12 protein-coding genes are annotated in these 16938 nt (G+C 70.5%); 2 read left to right on the forward strand and 10 right to left on the reverse strand.

The genetic code is table 11. The features are described 5' to 3' along the window. Positions 1-902: 902 nt before the first annotated feature. Genes D3272_RS04520 through D3272_RS04535 form a run of 4 tightly spaced genes read right to left on the reverse strand, consistent with a single transcriptional unit; the run spans position 903 to position 5430 of the window. Positions 903-2414, reverse strand: a complete 1512-nt coding sequence (locus D3272_RS04520) for an ATP-binding cassette domain-containing protein (protein WP_129217962.1) — start codon at positions 2412-2414, stop codon at positions 903-905. Continuing rightward, positions 2411-3337 (reverse strand): branched-chain amino acid ABC transporter permease, encoded by a 927-nt coding sequence (locus tag D3272_RS04525; RefSeq protein ID WP_129217963.1) that lies wholly within the window; start codon positions 3335-3337, stop codon positions 2411-2413. Before D3272_RS04525 ends, D3272_RS04520 begins: the two co-directional genes overlap by 4 nt. Then, positions 3338-4207: a branched-chain amino acid ABC transporter permease gene (locus tag D3272_RS04530; protein ID WP_129217964.1), complete on the reverse strand. Its 870-nt coding sequence runs from the start codon at positions 4205-4207 to the stop codon at positions 3338-3340. It lies immediately after the preceding gene. Positions 4208-4233: 26 nt separating this feature from the next. Then, positions 4234-5430, reverse strand: a complete 1197-nt coding sequence (locus tag D3272_RS04535) for an ABC transporter substrate-binding protein (RefSeq protein ID WP_245496383.1) — start codon at positions 5428-5430, stop codon at positions 4234-4236. 517 nt (positions 5431-5947) lie between these two features. Here D3272_RS04535 and rsgA point away from each other — a divergent pair. Beyond that, entirely contained in the window at positions 5948-6994 is a 1047-nt protein-coding gene (rsgA, locus tag D3272_RS04540; protein WP_129217966.1) for a ribosome small subunit-dependent GTPase A, read from the forward strand. Positions 6995-7123: 129 nt separating this feature from the next. Here rsgA and D3272_RS04545 read toward each other — a convergent pair whose 3' ends face one another. Genes D3272_RS04545 through D3272_RS04560 form a run of 4 tightly spaced genes read right to left on the reverse strand, consistent with a single transcriptional unit; the run spans position 7124 to position 11179 of the window. Continuing rightward, positions 7124-7885, reverse strand: a complete 762-nt coding sequence (locus D3272_RS04545; RefSeq protein ID WP_129217967.1) for a DeoR/GlpR family DNA-binding transcription regulator — start codon at positions 7883-7885, stop codon at positions 7124-7126. A 15-nt stretch (positions 7886-7900) separates the two neighbouring features. Beyond that, the gene (gene pdxA / locus D3272_RS04550) at positions 7901-8902 is read right to left on the reverse strand and encodes a 4-hydroxythreonine-4-phosphate dehydrogenase PdxA (protein WP_129217968.1); all 1002 of its coding nucleotides are present in this window, start codon (positions 8900-8902) and stop codon (positions 7901-7903) included. Next, positions 8899-10179 carry a four-carbon acid sugar kinase family protein gene (locus tag D3272_RS04555; protein ID WP_129217969.1) on the reverse strand — a complete coding sequence of 427 codons (1281 nt, stop codon included), beginning with the start codon at positions 10177-10179 and terminating at the stop codon, positions 8899-8901. The genes pdxA and D3272_RS04555 overlap by 4 nt, the downstream gene beginning before the upstream one ends. 1 nt (position 10180) lies before the next feature. Next, a complete protein-coding gene (locus D3272_RS04560; protein WP_129217970.1) occupies positions 10181-11179 on the reverse strand; it encodes a 2-keto-3-deoxygluconate permease in 999 nt (332 codons plus the stop codon). A 235-nt stretch (positions 11180-11414) separates the two neighbouring features. Between D3272_RS04560 and hflX the strand changes: the two genes are divergently transcribed. Further along, entirely contained in the window at positions 11415-12785 is a 1371-nt protein-coding gene (gene hflX, locus D3272_RS04565; RefSeq protein WP_245496384.1) for a GTPase HflX, read from the forward strand. 211 nt (positions 12786-12996) lie between these two features. Here hflX and D3272_RS04570 read toward each other — a convergent pair whose 3' ends face one another. Together D3272_RS04570 and D3272_RS04575 are read right to left on the reverse strand one after the other, a co-directional pair. Next, positions 12997-16428, reverse strand: coding sequence for a beta strand repeat-containing protein (locus D3272_RS04570; RefSeq protein WP_129217971.1), 3432 nt, complete (start codon positions 16426-16428; stop codon positions 12997-12999). Positions 16429-16540: 112 nt separating this feature from the next. Then, positions 16541-16798 (reverse strand): hypothetical protein, encoded by a 258-nt coding sequence (locus D3272_RS04575; RefSeq protein ID WP_129217972.1) that lies wholly within the window; start codon positions 16796-16798, stop codon positions 16541-16543. Between the last annotated feature and the right edge of the window lie 140 nt (positions 16799-16938).

Consider the following 16938-nt stretch of genomic DNA (forward strand, 5'->3'; position numbering starts at 1 on the left):
TGATGAGCCAGGGCGTCCTAACCCAATTGGGTTGGTTCACATCATGCACTCAGGAGATGCCGAAAGCCGGCCTCCTCTGGGGCATATTCCGTCGCAGGCCTACACACCCTTCAACGATCGATATACCGAGGCTCGGCGATGGCGAGAAGTGAATCCTCACTGCTCCCTTCGAGGTCACTCATTTGCCAGCGGTGGCTGAGCGCGTGCAACCTGAACCTGAAAATGAATGCCACTTGGCGGGACAGCCCGGCATGAAGCTGGGGCCGAGCTTGCGTCCTCGTCACCTGGACCGAGCGGCATTGGGATTGAACACCAAATCGATGGCAAGCACTGACGGATGCGTCCCTCGGTGGTTGCGAGCCCCCGCAACCACATCACCGAACCGACCCATCAGCCCCGCGCCCGACAGCGCGGGGCTGAAGGCGTTCGGGACACGGCATGTGCGGGGGAGGGGCGTGCGGGTTCGAGCGCCCGCGGCGCCGCGGCAGGGGAGGGCGGTGGAAAACGCGGTCGGCTCAGCCCTGTGGAATGCCGCTCCTCGGGCCATGGCCTTGCGGTTGAACGCCTCCATGACGGGCCAGGCGGCGGGAGGGCCGGCCCCGGGGTCGACGTGCATGCCACACCTTCCTGATCGTCAGTATCTCCGACAGGAACCATTGAGGGGTGGACACCGGCTTCCTCGTGTCGACGGCCCAAGACGAACCACGTGTCCCGACACCCTCGATCGGAGTGCCGGACCACCCCCTTCGGCCGGCGTTGTCCGACGGCCATGTCGAGCGCATCGATCGGCTCGCTCCGCAGGTGGTTCTGCATGGCACCATCGGCGCGCCTGCGGCTGAACACGTGGGGCACGACGGCCAGGGACAGGGACCCGCTCGGCGTCGGCTCCGACCGGCGCGCCCCTACAGATACGCGCGCCCCGCTTCCTCCGCGAAGCGCGAGGGCGGACCCTCCCATACGACGCGGGCATGTTCCAGCACGTAGACGCGATCCGCATGCGGCAACGCGAAGGTCACGTTCTGCTCCCCCAGCAGCATCGTGATCGGCGTCGTCGCGCGGAGCCGCTCCAGGGCACGGCTCAACTGTTCCAGGATGACGGGCGCGAGGCCGAGCGTCGGCTCGTCGAGCACGAGCAGCTTCGGCTGCATCATCAGGGCGCGCGCGATCGCCAGCATCTGCTGCTCCCCGCCGGACATCTTGCCGGCGGCCTGGGCGGCGCGGGAGCGCAGGATGGGGAACAGGTCGAGCAGCCAGGCGAGCTGGCGCGCGCGCTCGGCGGCGGGCAGGTGGGCGCCGCCGAGGTCGAGGTTCTCGCGCACGCTCATGGTGTTGAAGAGCTCCCGCGTTTCCGGGCATTGCACGATGCCGCCGCGGGCGATGCGCGCCGCGCTGAGGCCGGCGAGCGGCGCGCCGCCGAACGAGACCGTGCCGGAATAGGGGACGAGGCCCGAGATGGCGTTGAACAGCGTCGTCTTGCCGGCGCCGTTGAGGCCCACGACCGACACGAACTCTCCTTCCCGGACGGTGATGTCGACGCGGTCGAGCGCCTGCGCCTTGCCGTAGAGGACGGAGACGCCCTTCACCTCGAGCAGGGCGGGACCGGTCGCCGGGCCGGGTTCGCGCCGCGCCGCCGTCTGGATGGCGCCGCCGAGGTAGACGGCACGCACCGTCGGGTCCGCCATGACCTCGGCCGCCGATCCCTCGGCCACGAAGGCGCCGAGATACATGGCGACGGCGCGGTCGACCAGCGCCGCCACGCCCTTCACGTTGTGGTCGACGAGCAGGACCGCCTTGCCGTCGGCGCGGAAGGAGGCGATCAGCGCCGAGAAGTCCGCGACCTCCCCGGCGGTGAGCCCGGCGAAGGGCTCGTCGACCAGCACCACCTTGGGGTCGCGGGCGATGGCCTTGGCGAGTTCCAGCCGCCGCAGGTCGGCGAAGGGGAGGGTGGCGGGCCGGCGGTCGTAGACGGCACCGAGCCCGACCCGCTCCGCGATGGCGCGGGCGCGACCTTCGACATGCGGGTCGGCGATCAGCTTGAGCAGCGAATCGGGCAGGAGCGCGAGCCTGATGTTCTCGCCCACCGTCTGCCGGTGCAGGGGGCGGGAATGTTGGAACACCAGGCCGACGCCGTGCCGCGCCACGCGGTGGCTCGGCCAGCCCGCGACGTCGACGCCGTCCACCATCACCCGGCCGGCATTGGGCTTGAGGATGCCCATGACGAGCTTCATCACCGTCGACTTGCCCGAGCCGTTCGGTCCGATGAGCCCGACGATCTCGCCGGGGCGGATGGCGAGGCGCATGTCCTTGACGGCGACGAGGCCACCGAAGCGCTTTGTCAGACCGTCGACCTCGAGCAGGGCGGGACGCTCGTCCCGGGCCGTCGCGACGCGCCCTTGCGCGAACTCCAGCGTCATGCGTCGCCTCGCCGGTAGAGCAACGTGCCCAGCACGCCGGCCGGGGCCAGCAGGATGACGACGAGCGCCACGCCCGAGACCACGAAGGTCGAGAGCTGCCCGAGGGGCCGCAGGACCTCGCCCGCCACGACGAGGAACACCGCACCCAGCACCGCCCCGAGGATCGTGCGTCGGCCGCCCAACACCGCCGCGATGATGATCTGCACGCCCACCGCGATGTCGATGAAGGTCCCGGGCGAGGCCGTCCCGTAGTAGAACACCAGGAGCGCACCCGCGAGGCCCGAGAAGAAGGCCGAGACCACGAAGGCCGCCAGCTTGTGCTTGGCGACGTTGAAGCCGAGCGCCTGGGCCTCGACGGCATCCTGCCCGCAGGCCTGCAGGATCAGCCCGGCGGGCGAGCGCGACAAGGCGAACAGCACGGCGCCGCTGACGGCCAGGAAGGCGAGCGCGAAATAATAGTTCGTCATGTCGTCGATCGACAGGACGTCGGGCAGCGACAGGCCGATCTCGCCGCCCGACAGGTCGGCGAAGACCGTCACCATCTGCTGGAGCAGCAGCACCGCCACCAGCGTGACGAGGCCGAAATAGGGGCCGGAAAGGCGCAGCGCCGGCAGCGCCAGCGCGACCCCGCCGACGACGGCCAGCGCCGTGCCGCAGGCGACCGACAGGGGGATGCCGAGGCCGAACCGGGCATCGACGATGCCGGCCCCATAGGCGCCGAGCCCGATCAGGAAGGTCGGGCCGAAGTTCACCTCGCCGGCGAAGCCGAAGAGCAGGTCCCAGGACATCGCGAAGACGGCGAAGTAGAAGGCCGGGATCAGCACCCCGATCTCGTAGGCGCCGCCGAAGCGGGGAAAGAACGCGGCGGCGGCGAGGCAGACGAGGCTGCCCCAGAACAGGCGGGAGCGGACGAGCCCAGCCACTCAACGCCTCCCCAGGAAGCCCTGCGGCCGCACCCAGACCACGGCGACGAGCAGGATCAGCGCCGGGATGTTGCGGAGCGAGGGCGACACGAGATAGGCCGTCACGGTTTCGAGATAGCCGATGCAATAGGCGGCCAGCAGCGAACCCGGGACGCTGCCGAGCCCGCCCAGCACGACGATGGAGAAGGCGCTGGCCGTCAGCGTGCCGACGTTGTCGGACGAGGCTCCCAGGAAGGCGCCGAGCAGCACCCCCGCGCCCCCGACCAGCAGGCCGTAGATGGCCCAGGCGAGGAGGTGGATGCGCTCGAGCTCGAACCCCAGCAGCGTGAGGCCGCGCGGGTTCACCGAGGCGGCGATCAGCGCCTTGCCGGCCCGCGTCCGCTCGATCAGCACCGTGAGGGCCCCGATGGCGACCCAGCACAGCACGGCCGTGAGGATCTCGTTGGTGGGGGTGCGCACGCCGCCGAGCTGCGTCACGCCCGCGATCAGCGGCCGCACGGTGTGGGGGCTGGTCGTGGTCAGGTAAGCGATCACGACCTGGATCATGATGCCCCAGAGCAGCGTGCCGGTGAGCACGAAGATCTCGGTCTCCTCGGGCGGGATGCGGCGCGAGCGCTGGATCGGCCGCACCACGGCGAGATAGGTGAGGAAGGCGAGGGCGAACCCGGCCGCGAGCCCGCAGAGCGCCCCGCCATAGGCGCCCATCCGCTCCGCCACCGCCCAGGCCACCGTGGCGGAGGTGACCATGATGGCGCCGTGGGACAGGTTGAGGACGCCCGAGACGCCGAAGATGAGGGTGAAGCCGACGGCCCCGAGCCCGTAGAGGGCGCTGATGGCGAAGCCGTCGACGAGGATCTGCAGCGCCAGCATGGTGGCGCCCCGTCAGGCCCGAGGCCTCACGGCGCCGCAGCCTTGACGAAGGCCGGGAACTTGAGGGCGTTGCCGCCGGCGACGGCCTTGGGCCAGACCGCGACCTGCTTGCCGGCCTGCCACTGGACGAAGAGGCCGCTCACGGCCTGGGGCCCGTAGACCATGCCGTGGGTGTGGCTGTCGTCCTTGCCGTAGAACTTGATCTGGCCGACCGTCCCGGTCCAATCCGTCTTCTCCAGGGCTTCGACGACCTTGTCGCCCTCGTCCGAGCCGGCGCGCTTCACCGCTTCCGCGATGTAGTAGACGGCGTCGTAGGTCGTGTAGCCGGGATAGGCGGGCGAGATGCCGTAACGCTTGATGTAGCTCTGCGCGAACGGCACGGTCTTGGGCGTGGTGGCGACCGTCTCGGTCGCCATGTTCTGCAGCACGACGCCGTCGGCGGCGCCGTTGGTGTCGTTCCAGAAGGTGGTCGACGTCGCCTGCGAGACGACGCCGTAGATGGGAATCGGCACCTGCTGGTTGGCCCATTGCACCGTGGGCTGGACGCCGACGTGGCTGATCCCGGCTATGAGGACGTCCGGCTTCTTGGCCTCGAGGCCGTTGTAGATGGGCGTGAAGTCGGTCGTGTCCGGTGACATGCGGATCGTGTCCAGCACGTTCACGCCGATCTTGGGCAGGCAGGCCGCGTAGGTGGCGTCCAGCGGCACCGTCCAGGCGGCGTCCTCCGAGAAGATCGCCGCCGTCTTGACGTGCAGGGGGCCGTCCACCAGCAGGTCCTTGGCGGAGTCGCACACCGATTGTGCCAGGAAGCTCGACGCGAAGTAGCCCTGGAACATGTATTTCAGATGGGCATAGTCGTCGTGGACGCGCTTGGTGATCTCGTCCGAGGCGGCCCCGGGCGTGATGGTCGGCATCTTCAGCCGCCCGGCCCAGGGCTCGAGCGCGAGCGCGACCTCGCTCGTGTAGGAGGCGATCACGGCCTGCACCTTGTCCTGCGACGCCAGCCGCTGCAGCGCCCGGACGGCATCGGCGGCCGAGTTGTGGTCGTCGTAGGCCACGATCTCGACCTTGCGCCCGTCGATGCCGCCTGCGGCGTTGATCTCGTCCGCGGCGATCTGGGCGGCATTGGGAATAGCGATGCCGCTGATCGCTGAGTTCTCGGCGATGACGCCGATCTTGATCGGTTCGGCAGCCTGGGCGGCGAAGGGAACCAAGGCAACCATAGCGGGCGCACACAGACGATGCAGCTTGATCATGGAGCCTGATCCTCCCTCACCTCGGCCCGTCTACCGCGGGCTCGTCGGCCGAGGCTATGTCGGCCGAAAGGGGATGTAAATGGACGCCGGCGACCTCGCCGAACGGCTCCACGCCGCGCGACCCGCATCTCCCCCGAGCGCCGCCGCGCGAGATCCGGGCGACACGCTGTCGAACGAGGACCGGGAGCCGCACCCATCCGCGATGCCGCGCGCGGCCCCGGGGCGCCTGCCCGGCGGCCGGCATTCAGGCGGACGCGGTGGAGCGCGGGATGCCGTCACCGTCGCGGTCGCCATCGGGGCCGGCGTGCCCCTGCGGGGCTGAAATCGCCGGTGGACAACGCCGTCCTCCGGTCGTCAGTGGCGAACACGCTCCGCGACCCCGTCGACCTGCGCGTCGACGCGTCGGCTCGAAGCTGGAACGGGTTCGAGCGGCGGTGGATTGCATCCTTGTCGAGAAGGGGAACGATATGACGCGTCGCGGATCATGACGGAGCACCATGACGACGTGCGCGCCATCGCCCCTCGGGACCCTCGGGGGTTGGGCTGGAGCACGTTCTTCGAGGACCAGCGCGTCCCGGACGAGGTCGGCCTGGAACCCCGGCGCATCGCCGAAGTCCACCGTGCACGCCTGACGGGCCTGTCCGAGACCGGACCCGTCAGGCTGAAGATCCCGCCCCTGACCGACACCGGCAGGTTCGCGGTCGGCGACTGGGTCCTCGTCGATCCACGGACCGACACCCTGGTCCGCCGGCTGGTTCGAAGGACGGTGATGGAGCGCCACGTTCCGGGTGCCGCCGCGCCGCAACTCGCGGCCGCCAACGTCGACACGCTCTTCATCGTCACGTCGCACAACGCGGACTTCAACCTCGACCGGCTGGAGCGTTACCTGGCCCTCGCCATCCAGGGCGGCATCGACCCCGTCATCCTGTTCACCAAGGGCGAGGCCGCCACGGACACGGACCTCCACCGTCGCCAGGCCGCCGCCCTGAAGCGTGATCTGACCGTCCTGACGCTGGATCCCCGCTCGCCCGGCGCGCTCGACGTGCTCGCCCCGTGGTGCGGCCCCGGGAAGACCGTCGCGCTGGTCGGGTCGTCGGGTGTCGGCAAGTCGACGCTGGTCAACACGCTGACAGGCGGCGAGGACGAGCGTCCCCAACTCACCGGAAGCGTCAGGTCACGCGACGACAAGGGGCGTCACACCACCACCGCCCGCTCGCTCCACGCCATCGCGGGCGGAGGATGGGTCATCGACACCCCAGGGATGCGGACGCTCAATGTCGGCGATACGGCCCATGGGATCGAGGTCCTGTTCGCCGAGATCACCGAGCTGGCCCCCTCGTGCAGGTTCTCCGACTGCACGCACCTGCACGAGCCGGGGTGTGCCGTCCGCGCTGCCGTCGCGAACGGGACCCTCGATGCCAAACGCCTGGATCGCTGGCGCACACTGGTGGCGGAGGACCGCGGCAACACGTCGGTCCTGAAGGGACCCCGGGGCAACCGTGTTCCTGCCGGCCGGGCGCGGAACGGCTGAGCCCACGCCGTCGGACCTGTCCGGGGATTGTCGAGGACCGCCGCGCATCGCCCGCGGCGGTGCCGCTTCGGCTTGGCCGGCGTGCCCCGTCCGGGACAACGCCGCACCGGTCCCACCACCCGACTGCGCTCAGCAGACCTCGGCCAGGATGATCCGAGCCCCTTCGGCGGCGAATGCGCTGCACTGGTCCTGGTCGGCCGCCGCATCCGTGACCAGCGTCCAGCGCGGAGGCAGCGGGGCCCAGTGCTGCTGGCTCGCCCGCGCGATCTTCGACGCATCGGCCAGGACGTAGACGTCCCGGGCCTGGGCCATCATGGTCTCCTTCAGCGCCGCCTGCTCGGGGCTGGCCTCGCAGAGCCCGCGACCGGCCACGACGCCGTCGGCACCGGTGAACAGCTTGTCGGCCGTCACCCGCCGCATCGCCTCGACGGCCTGGTGCCCCGAGGTGCTCGCGCTGGTCGTCCGGACCGCGCCGCCCAGCACGGTCAGATGGATGCCCGGCGCCTCGGCCAGCATCGGCACGAGGATGAGGCTGTTCGTGACCACGCGATGGCGTCGGTCGACCAGCAGGCGGGCGAGTGCGGCGACGGTCGACCCCGCATCTAGGATGAGGCTGTCGTCATCGGCGAGACAGGCCAGGGCCGCCCGGGCGATCGCCTCCTTCTGGGGGCCGTTCACGGTCTCGCGTTGCCGGAGGCTCTGCTCGTCGGCGGGCCTCGTCAGCACGGCCCCGCCATAGGTCCGCGTGACGCCCTCCGCCTCCGCCAGGTGGCGAAGGTCGCGCCGGACCGTGGAGGCCGAGACGTCGAAGCGCTTCGCCACGTCGTCGACGTCGACCTCGCCCCGGCGCAGCAGGTCGAGCAGGAGGGCGCGGCGGCTCGCGTTCGCCATGGCGTCCGGCCCGCGTCAGGCGGCCGCGCGCCGAGGAGCCAGGTCGACGGCCTGGCGGAGGGCTTCCACCATGCTGCCCTCGTCGGCGATGCCCCGGCCGGCGATGTCGAAGGCCGTGCCGTGGTCGACCGAGGTGCGGATCACCGGCAGGCCGACCGTGATGTTCACGCCGGATTCGAGGCCCAGCACCTTGATGGGGCCGTGCCCCTGGTCGTGGTACATGGCGACCACGATGTCGTAGTCGCCCCGGGCCGCGAGGAAGAACAGGGTGTCGGCGGGCAGCGGGCCCCTCACGTCCCAGCCCCGGGCCCGACAGGCCTCGACGGCGGGCGCGATCTTCTCCGCCTCCTCGCCGCGGCCGAACAGGCCGTTCTCGCCCGCGTGGGGGTTGATGCCGCAGACCCCGATGCGGGGCTCGGCGATGCCGGCCTTCACCAGGGTCTCGTGGGCGCGTCCGATCACCCTCTCGACGAGGCCCGGCTCGATGCGGGCGATGGCGTCGATGAGGCCGATGTGGGTCGTGACGTGGATCACGCGCAGCTTCGGCGACACCAGCATCATCGACACCTCCGGCGTGCCGGTGAGCGCCGCCAGCAACTCGGTGTGCCCCGGGAACCTGTGGCCGGCGGCGTGGAGCGCCTCCTTGCTGAGCGGCGCCGTGCAGATCCCGTCGGCCTGACCCGCCTGGACCACCTCGACCGCCTTCTCGATGAAGCGATAGGCGCCCTCGCCCGACAGCGTCGAGATCTCGCCGAACGGGTGGTCCTTCGGGATGATGTCGAGGTCCAGGCACTCGACGGTGTCGGGAGCGAACCGCGCCGCCTCCGCTCGGGCGAGGGCATTAACCTTGAGAGGGCTGCCGACGATGCGACCGGCCGTCCTCAGGCGTTCCGCGTCGCCGACCACGAGCGGCCGGCACAGGTCCTGGACGTCAGCCCGCGACAGGGCCTTCATGATGACCTCGGGGCCGATGCCGGACGCATCCCCCATGGTGATGGCGATCGTCGGACGGGTCATGGCGTCGGTCCATTCTGTCGGGGGTTGCGCAGGTGCTCGGCGATGCGGGTCAGGCTGCCCTCGTCACCGAAGGCGCCGGCCTTGGTGACCACGGGGAGTGAGACGGCCCCCAAGGTCAAGCCCAGGCAGGCGCCGGGTTCGATCTCATCGAGGAGGCGGATGCCGGTGACGCCGAAGCGGGTCAGCAGCGCCGCGGCGGTCTCGCCGCCGGTCGCCACCAGGGCGCCGGCCTGGGACAGGACCGGGAACAGGACGTCGGCCAGCGCCGTCGCGAGGCGGGGACCGATGGACAGGTCGGGGCTGTCGTCGACCGCCACCTCGACCATCGCGTCGTTTCCCGAGGACAGGATCCGGGACAGGACGTCGACCAGCGCCGCTCGTCCCGCGGCGTCCGCATCGTTCAGGAGGAGCGCCGGAGCGACGGGCACGTGGCGGGCATGCCCGGCATCGACGGTGCGACGCGCGGCTCGGCGCGACACCGCGGCGAGCGTGCCGACGACCAGCAGGGTCCCCCCGTGCCGGACGCCCGCCTCCCGTGGCCCGACGTCCCGCGATGGATCGCGCTCCGTTCCGCACGTCAGGTCCGCCAGGGCGTGGGCCAAGCCCGCGCTGCCGACGTGGAGCGTCGCGGTCGGCAAAGACGCGCAGGCGGCGGCGACGCGCGCGAGGTCGTCCTGCACCTCCGCATCGCAGACCGCCACGACGTCGCCCCGGGTGGCGAGCGACGCCAGGGTCCGCCGCAAGGCATCGCCCTCCGACCTGACCGTCGCCAGGGGCAGGACTTCGCCGACCACGCCGGCGCTCGCCAGCACGGCGACGAGATCCGCCGACGCGTAGCTGTGGTCGCGCCGCCAAACCTCCGCCTCTTCGAGCGGACGCCCCGCGACGCGGAGGCGTCCGTCGATGACGGTCCGACCGGTGGCGGGGAAAGCCGGTGCCAGGACACCGAAACCACGGCCGCCCCTCGCGCGCAGGCCTGCCAGGCAGGCGGCGACCTCGGCGGCGGGCTGGCCGCGCAGGGTGCTGTCGATCTTCTTGAACAGAGGCGTCGAGGCGCCGAGGAGACGGTCGATCTGGCCTCGGTGGCGTTCCGCGGCGTGGTCCGCCGACAGTCCCCGGCTGCCGACGTCGTAGGACAGGACGCCCCGGCGGCCGTCGGCCGCGGGCGCGTGGTCGCCCCAGGCCACGACCGACCGGACACCGCGCCGCGCGAAAGCGATCCCGCAATCGGCTGCGCCAGTCAGGTCGTCGGCCAGGACGAGCCAGTCGACCCCCACCTCAATGCGCCCATTCGGGGGCTTCGACGGCCGTCGTCGGTTCCGCGACGGGGTCGCCGAAGCGTTTGGCCGTCCAGGCCGTCAGGATCGGCACGAGGATCGAGGTCACCACCACGGCGGCGGCGACCAGCACGGTGGCCGAGGCCGCCGACGCGGCGTATGCGGGATTGGCGGCCGCGACGATGGCCGGCACCGCCGCGGCATTGCCGGCCGTCGAGGCGGCCGCAACGCCAGCCACACCGGTGCCGCCCGTGGCGCGGTCGGCGAAGAAGAGGGGGATGCCGGTGATCGCCACCACGGCGACGCCGAGGCCGAGGCCGAGCAGGCCGGCCTGCCAGATGCGGCCGAGGTTGAGGCCCGTTCCCAGCGCGAAGGCGAAGAACGGGATCATGACCGGGATGGCGCGGCCGAGGAACGCCTTCATGTCGCGGTCGAGGTTGCCCAGCACCATGCCGACGGCGAGCGGCAGGATGCTGCCCACCAGGGTCTGCCACGGGAAGGCCGACAGGCCGGCGACGCCCAGCGTCACCATGGTGAGGAACGGGCCGGATTCGAGCGACATGATCGTGTAGGCGCCCACGTCGCGCGGGCGCCCGTACTGGCCCATCAGCGCCATGTAGAGGCCGCCGTTGGTGTCGTTCAGGGCCGCCACGATGGCGAGGGTCGACACGCCGGCGAAGACGCCGGACGGCACTGGCGCCTCGCCCAGCAGGTGGCCGAACACGATGCCCAGCACCACCGCCACGGCGGTCTTCACGACGAACAGCGTGCCGCCTTTCTTCAGGATGTAGGGCGTGGCACGAAACTCGATGCTGGCGCCCATGCACACGTAGAACACCGCGAGGATGGTGAGCGCCCCGCTGAACAGGGCCGAGGTGAACGAGCCGAAGAACTGGGGCGTGCCGGGGAGGAAGGTGGCGATCAGGGCCCCGACCAGGAGCGGCACGACCATCATGCCGCCGGGGACGCGGTCGATGGACCGTTTGATGGGGATCTGCACAGTCCACGTCCTCCTCTGCACGCACCGAGCAAAGCGTTGCGCGTCCTGGGCGGTTTTTCGCCGCTTCCACGACAATACTGATCGCTGTGTGCAGATAGGTCAATGATTTTGCCTGAAACGCGCAAATTCAGGCGAACACGGTCGATCCGCAGCCGATCCGCGCGACGGGCCGACGCCGCGATGGGTCGATGGCGTGATGCGAGGCGGACAGGGAGCGGGAAGAGATCGTCCGCCCGTGCTACGCAGACGCATGGAAACCAAACGTCCCGTCCCGCACGCCATCCTCGTCGGCGTGCAGCTTCCCGGCGTCGATGACGCCGCCCATGCAGCCAGCATCGCGGAACTCGGCCGCCTGGTGAAGACGCTGGGCTACGAGGTCGTCGGCACCCTGTCGCAGCGACGCGAAGCGCTCGATGGCGCGACGGTGCTGGGCAAGGGGCGGCTGCACGACCTGGCGGCGCTCACCGGCGGCACGGGCGTGGTCGGCACGATGGCGACCGCAACGCGATCGAAAGCGCGAGAGCGCTTCGACGAGGGCGCCGAGCCGGCGTCCATGCCGGACGCGCCGGGGTCGGACATGCCGCCATCGGCCGACGTCGTGATCGTCGACCACGAGATCTCGCCGAGCCAGGCGCGCAACCTGGAGCGGGCGACCGGTGCCGAGGTGCTCGACCGCACCGGCGTGATCGTGGAGATCTTCCACCGCCACGCGCGCAGCCGCGAAGCGAAGCTCCAGGTGGAGATGGCCCGGCTGCAATACGTGGTCCCGCGCCTCCGGGAGTCCTCGACGGGAGGCGGCCGGCAGCGCGGCGTCGGCGCGGGCGAGTCCAACATCGACCTCGACCGCCGCAAGGTCCGGGATCGCCGCGCCGAACTCAAGGCGCAGCTCGACGAGATCCAGCGCGACGACGAACAGCGGCGCTCCGCGCGGGGCGAGCAGTTGCGGGTCGCGCTGGTCGGATACACCAACGCGGGCAAGTCGTCGCTGATGCGGGCCCTCACGGGGAGCGAGGTGCTTGTGGCCGATCAGCTCTTCGCGACGCTCGACACGACCGTGCGGGCGCTGCGGCCGGAAACCTCTCCCCGTGTGCTCGTCTCCGACACGGTGGGCTTCATCAAGAAGCTCCCGCACGACCTCGTCGCCTCGTTCCGGTCGACGCTGGCCGAAGCGCTCGATGCATCGTTGCTGCTCTACGTGGTCGACGCCTCCGACCCGACCTACGCGGCGCAACTCGAGGTCACCCGCTCTGTCCTGCACGAGATCGGCGCGGACGCGGTGCCGTCGATGCTGCTGTTGAACAAGATGGATCGCGTGGACGACGCCGGCCGGGCCGTCCTGGCGGACGACCACCCCGATGCGATCTTCCTGTCGGCGAGTTCTGCCGCCGACGTGGCGGCGCTGCGCGCGACGGTGATCGCCTTCTTCGAGGCCGCCATGGTGGAGGACCGGCTCACGCTGCCTTACGCCAAGCAGGGACTGCTCGGCGTCGTCTACGAGAACGCGCGCGTGCTCTCCGAGGACTTCGATGCCGACGGTCGCATCCTGCACATCCGCGGCCTTCCGGGCGGGATCGCGCGCCTGCACAAGATCCTGTCGGCCTCGTAGCGCCGGCTTGTGTCAGCGTCGGCTTGGGTCAGTGTCGGCTTGGCGGAGGCCGGAACCGGGGTGAGGAGCCGCCATCCCGCTTCGGCGCGAGCGAGCTCCGGGGCAGACCGTCCCGAGCCTGCCGGGTTCCGGCTGCCGGCAGGCCGCCGCGCTCCGCTCCCGGCGCGACGACCGGGCGAGGCACCGTCCTGTCGTGCCTCGCCCGGCCGTCTCAGGCCAGGGCGCCGTGGGCGACGTCCTGGTACTTCAGCGACGAGGCCGTCCCCGCCCCCACCAGCTTCACGGCGTCCGTCATGGCCGTCCCCGTGCCGCCGGTGGTGAACAGGAAGCCGTCCGTCCCGTCCGCCACGAAGGCATAGGCGTCTCCGCCGTCGATCAGCGTCTGTCCCAGAGCTTGGATCGCGGCGAAGTCGGTCGCGGTCGTCGCGGTCGCCCCGAAGTTCGTCGCGCTCCCGGCCGGGCCCGACGCGAAGTCGATGCGGCTCGTGCCCGTGGCGAAATCCATCACCGTGTCGCCCGTGCCGAGAGCCGACCTGAAACCCGTGTCGCCCGGGTTGAACACGAAGGTGTTCAGCCCCTCGTTGCCATACAGCACGTCGTCGCCCTCGTTCCCGTAGAGGACGTCGTTGCCCTGGCCCCCCACCAGCGTGTCGGCACCCTGGCCGCCGAACAGCGTGTCACGGCCCTGGTTGCCCAGGATGACGTCGTTGCCCTGATTGCCCAGCACGACGTCGTCGCCGAAGCCGCCCACCACCGTGTCGTTGCCCGCGCCGGCCCCGACCGAGTCGTTGCCGCCGTTGCCGAGGATGAGGTCATTGCCCGAGCCCGAGGTGATCTCGTCGGCCCCGTCGAGGCTGTCCGACGAGCCGTTGCCCGTCCCGCCCACGATGGTGTCGGCGCCGTTCCCGGCCATGATCGTGTCGGACCCCTCGCCGCCAAGTAGCAGGTCGTTGCCGATACCCGAGGACGTGATGAGGTCGTCGCCCATGCCGCCGAGCGCCGTGTCGGCGCCGCCCCCGAGCGCGATCGTGTCGTTGCCCTGGTTGCCGAGGATCAGGTCGTTGCCCGACCCGACCGTGATGCTGTCGGCGCCGTCGTCGGCATCCAGCGTGGCATTGCCCGTGCCGCCGACGATCGTGTTGGCCCCGTTGCCGGCCGCGATCGTGTCGGCACCCTCGCCGCCGTAGATGAGGTTGGAGCCGTTGCCGACCGCGATGCGGTCGCGGCCCATGCCGCCCGCCACGGTGTTCATCCCATCGCCGGCCGTGACGAGGTCGTCGCCCTGGTTGCCGAGCAGGAGGTCGTCGCCGCCGAGCCCGTTCAGCGTGTCGTTCCCCGAAAGGCCCGCGATCGTATCGTTGCCGGACGAACCCGTGAGGCTGTCCGAGCCGGCGCTGGGCGTGGTCGAGGCGGCGGGGGGATCAGCCTGGGCCGCGACCAGCACCACGTCGGTGCCGGTGCCGCCGTCGCCCTGCACGCTGTAGTGAGACCCCGAGGGTGCTGGGGCGAGGGTCAGCGTGGCGGTGTCGGCCCCATTCGTCACCGTCAGGGTGGTGCCGTTGTAGCGCGCGGTCGCGCCGGCCGGGTTCAGGGACGCGAGGTCGATGACGTCGCCGTCGGTCGAGAAGCCGGAGATGGCATTGGCATAGGTTCCGTTCACGTCGAGCCGCAGCGTCTGCGCGCCGGTCGTGAAGGCGATGCCGCCTGTGCCGGCCGAGTCGAGCTGCGCGAGTTCGAGCACACCGGCGCGCAACGTGACGGCACCGGAGAAGCCAGCGCTGCTTCCGGTCAACGCCAGCGTACCCGCGCCGCGCTTCGACAGGCTGCCTGCGCCCGTGATCACGCCACTGTAGCGCGATGCATCGGCGCGGTCGAAGACGAGGCTGCCTCCGTCGGCGATGTCGGCGGCGAGCGACCCTGTCGCGGCATCGTTGCCGACCTGCAGCGTGGCACCCGATGCGATCGTCGCGCCACCCGAATAGGCCTGGGCGTCGATGACGGACCAGATGCCACCCTGGACATTCAGCACCTCGAAATCGATCACATCGGACAGCGTGCCGGACGTCGACCCGCTGTTCGCCCCGCGCGTGATGTCGGCCCCGGTTCGATCGTCGAGGCGGAGGTTCAGCGTATCGGTGCCGGCGCCGCCGTCGAGCCGTCCCGAGATCGTCGACCCCGTGTGGAGGTTCAGCGTGTCGTCGCCGCCCTCGAGGTTGACGGCGCGTCCGGTGTTTCCGACGATGGTGCCGTAATCGGTGAGGGTGTCGGCCCCCTCACCCATCTGGATGGCCGAGCCGTCGCCGCGGACGAAGCGGGCGGAGCCGGTGCCGGTGTAAGTCACGCCGTCCAAGGTCCCGACGGAGTTCGGGTCGGCGACCGTCTGCCCCGCATTCGGCTGTCCAGCCGGCGCCACGTAGGTCACGGTCCCATTCGGGTCGGGGATCGTCCCGTTGCCCGTGATCGTGCCGTAGTTGGTGATCTGGTCGGTGTCGAGCGCCGCGCTGCCCTTGTTCTCGAGGCGGATCGCGTCGTTGTTGCCGCCCGTGATGCTGGCGCCGAAGAAGTTCGTGATCGTCGTCGACGCGTTTCCGCTCCGGTTGGCATTCGCGTCGTTGTTCACGACGATGGCGCCACCGGTATTCGCCGTGATGCCGTCGGGGTTCATCGCGGATGACAGGATGGACCCGTAGTTGGCGACCGTGCCGCCACCGAGCGACAAGCCTTCGCCCGCGTTGGTGCGCCCGCCGGAGTCGTTGCCCTTCGCTCCCAGGCCCTGGATCGTGCCGTAGTTGGTGACGGCGGCGGTGAGATCGATGTCGACACCGTCGCCGTCTCCGCGCGCCGATGTCGTGTCGATCGTGCCGGTGATGGTTCCCGAGTTGACCACGCTCCCCGAGCCGTCGAGGCCCACGCCGGATCCGTTCCTGCCGATGATGGTGGCCCTGGCGTCATTGGTGACGTTGACCGTGGTGTTCGTGCCGCCGGCGATGCCGTGCCGCGCGCCGCTGACCGCACCTCCCCCGAAATTGTGGACCGTTCCCGTGTGGTTGTCCTGGAAATCGATGCCGTCCGCGCTCGGTTGGCTGGACGGGGTCGCCGCGGCGCCGGAGGTGATCTGACCGGAGTTCTCCACGTCGCCGTTCTGGCCCGGCCTCACGGCGTCGTTGTCCGCGGCGGTGATGCTGCCCGTCGCGCGGTTGGTGATCGTGACGGCGCTGCCGGCCGTGGTGATGGCATTGAAATCGATGCCCTGGCCGCCGCTGCTGCCGGTGGCCGTGCTCGATATCGTGCCGTCGTTGACGACCGCGACGGTGCTTCCCGCCACGAGGTCGCTGTTGACCCGGACGGCATCGTCCGTCGACGTGATGACGGCCCCCGAGCCGTTCGTCACCCGCAGGATGCGGACGCCAGTCGATGTGCCCGAGGCATTGATCGCACGCCCGTCCGCGTTGGTGTCCTTGATAGTGCCCGAGTTCGTGATCTGGACGCCGGTGTTGGGCGATGGTGGTGCGGTCGCGAGTGCGACCGTCACCGCCGTGCCGGCCGACACCGTCACGGACGAGCCGCTCGCAACCGTGCCCGTGTCGTTGCCGCCGAGACTCTGGCCTGCGACGAGATCCGGTGGCGTGCTGAAGCTGGTCATGGCGTTCCCGTCAGACAGAATTGACGAGCTCTAAGGATGCTGCGTGACGTTTATGTCTCAGGCGCAAGCCGTGGCGATGGCGAGCAGGCACGTCTTCGTGCCGAGGACCGCGTCAGCCGAGGCGAACCGCGCAGTCGTCTTCGCGCGCGTCGAAGGTGCCGCGTGACTTCACGCGCCCCGTCGCGAGCCCATCAGCACTCGACCGGTCAGCACTCGACTGGTTTTTTCCCGGTTTCTTCTGACCCGCCTGCGGCAGACTGGGCCGGGTCTTGTCGAAGTCGAGCTTTCCGCCCTCCATGTCGGTCGGTGTGCTGAAAGTAGGGCGGGTTTTCGCAGCGGCACTGAGCGCCTCATCGGCGCCCTGTCTCACCCGCCACCCCCACGCGACGTGGCTCCAGCGCTCCGCCGCCGGAAGGCCGGATCACCGCTGCGGTGGGGAGGACCGGCCGGATGTCCGCTGAGGAGCGCTGCACACCTGGCCGGCTCCGCCCGTCATGGGTCCCCGACCGG

This window comes from Lichenibacterium ramalinae (genome assembly GCF_004137085.1).
GTDB lineage: Bacteria > Pseudomonadota > Alphaproteobacteria > Rhizobiales > Beijerinckiaceae > Lichenihabitans > Lichenihabitans ramalinae.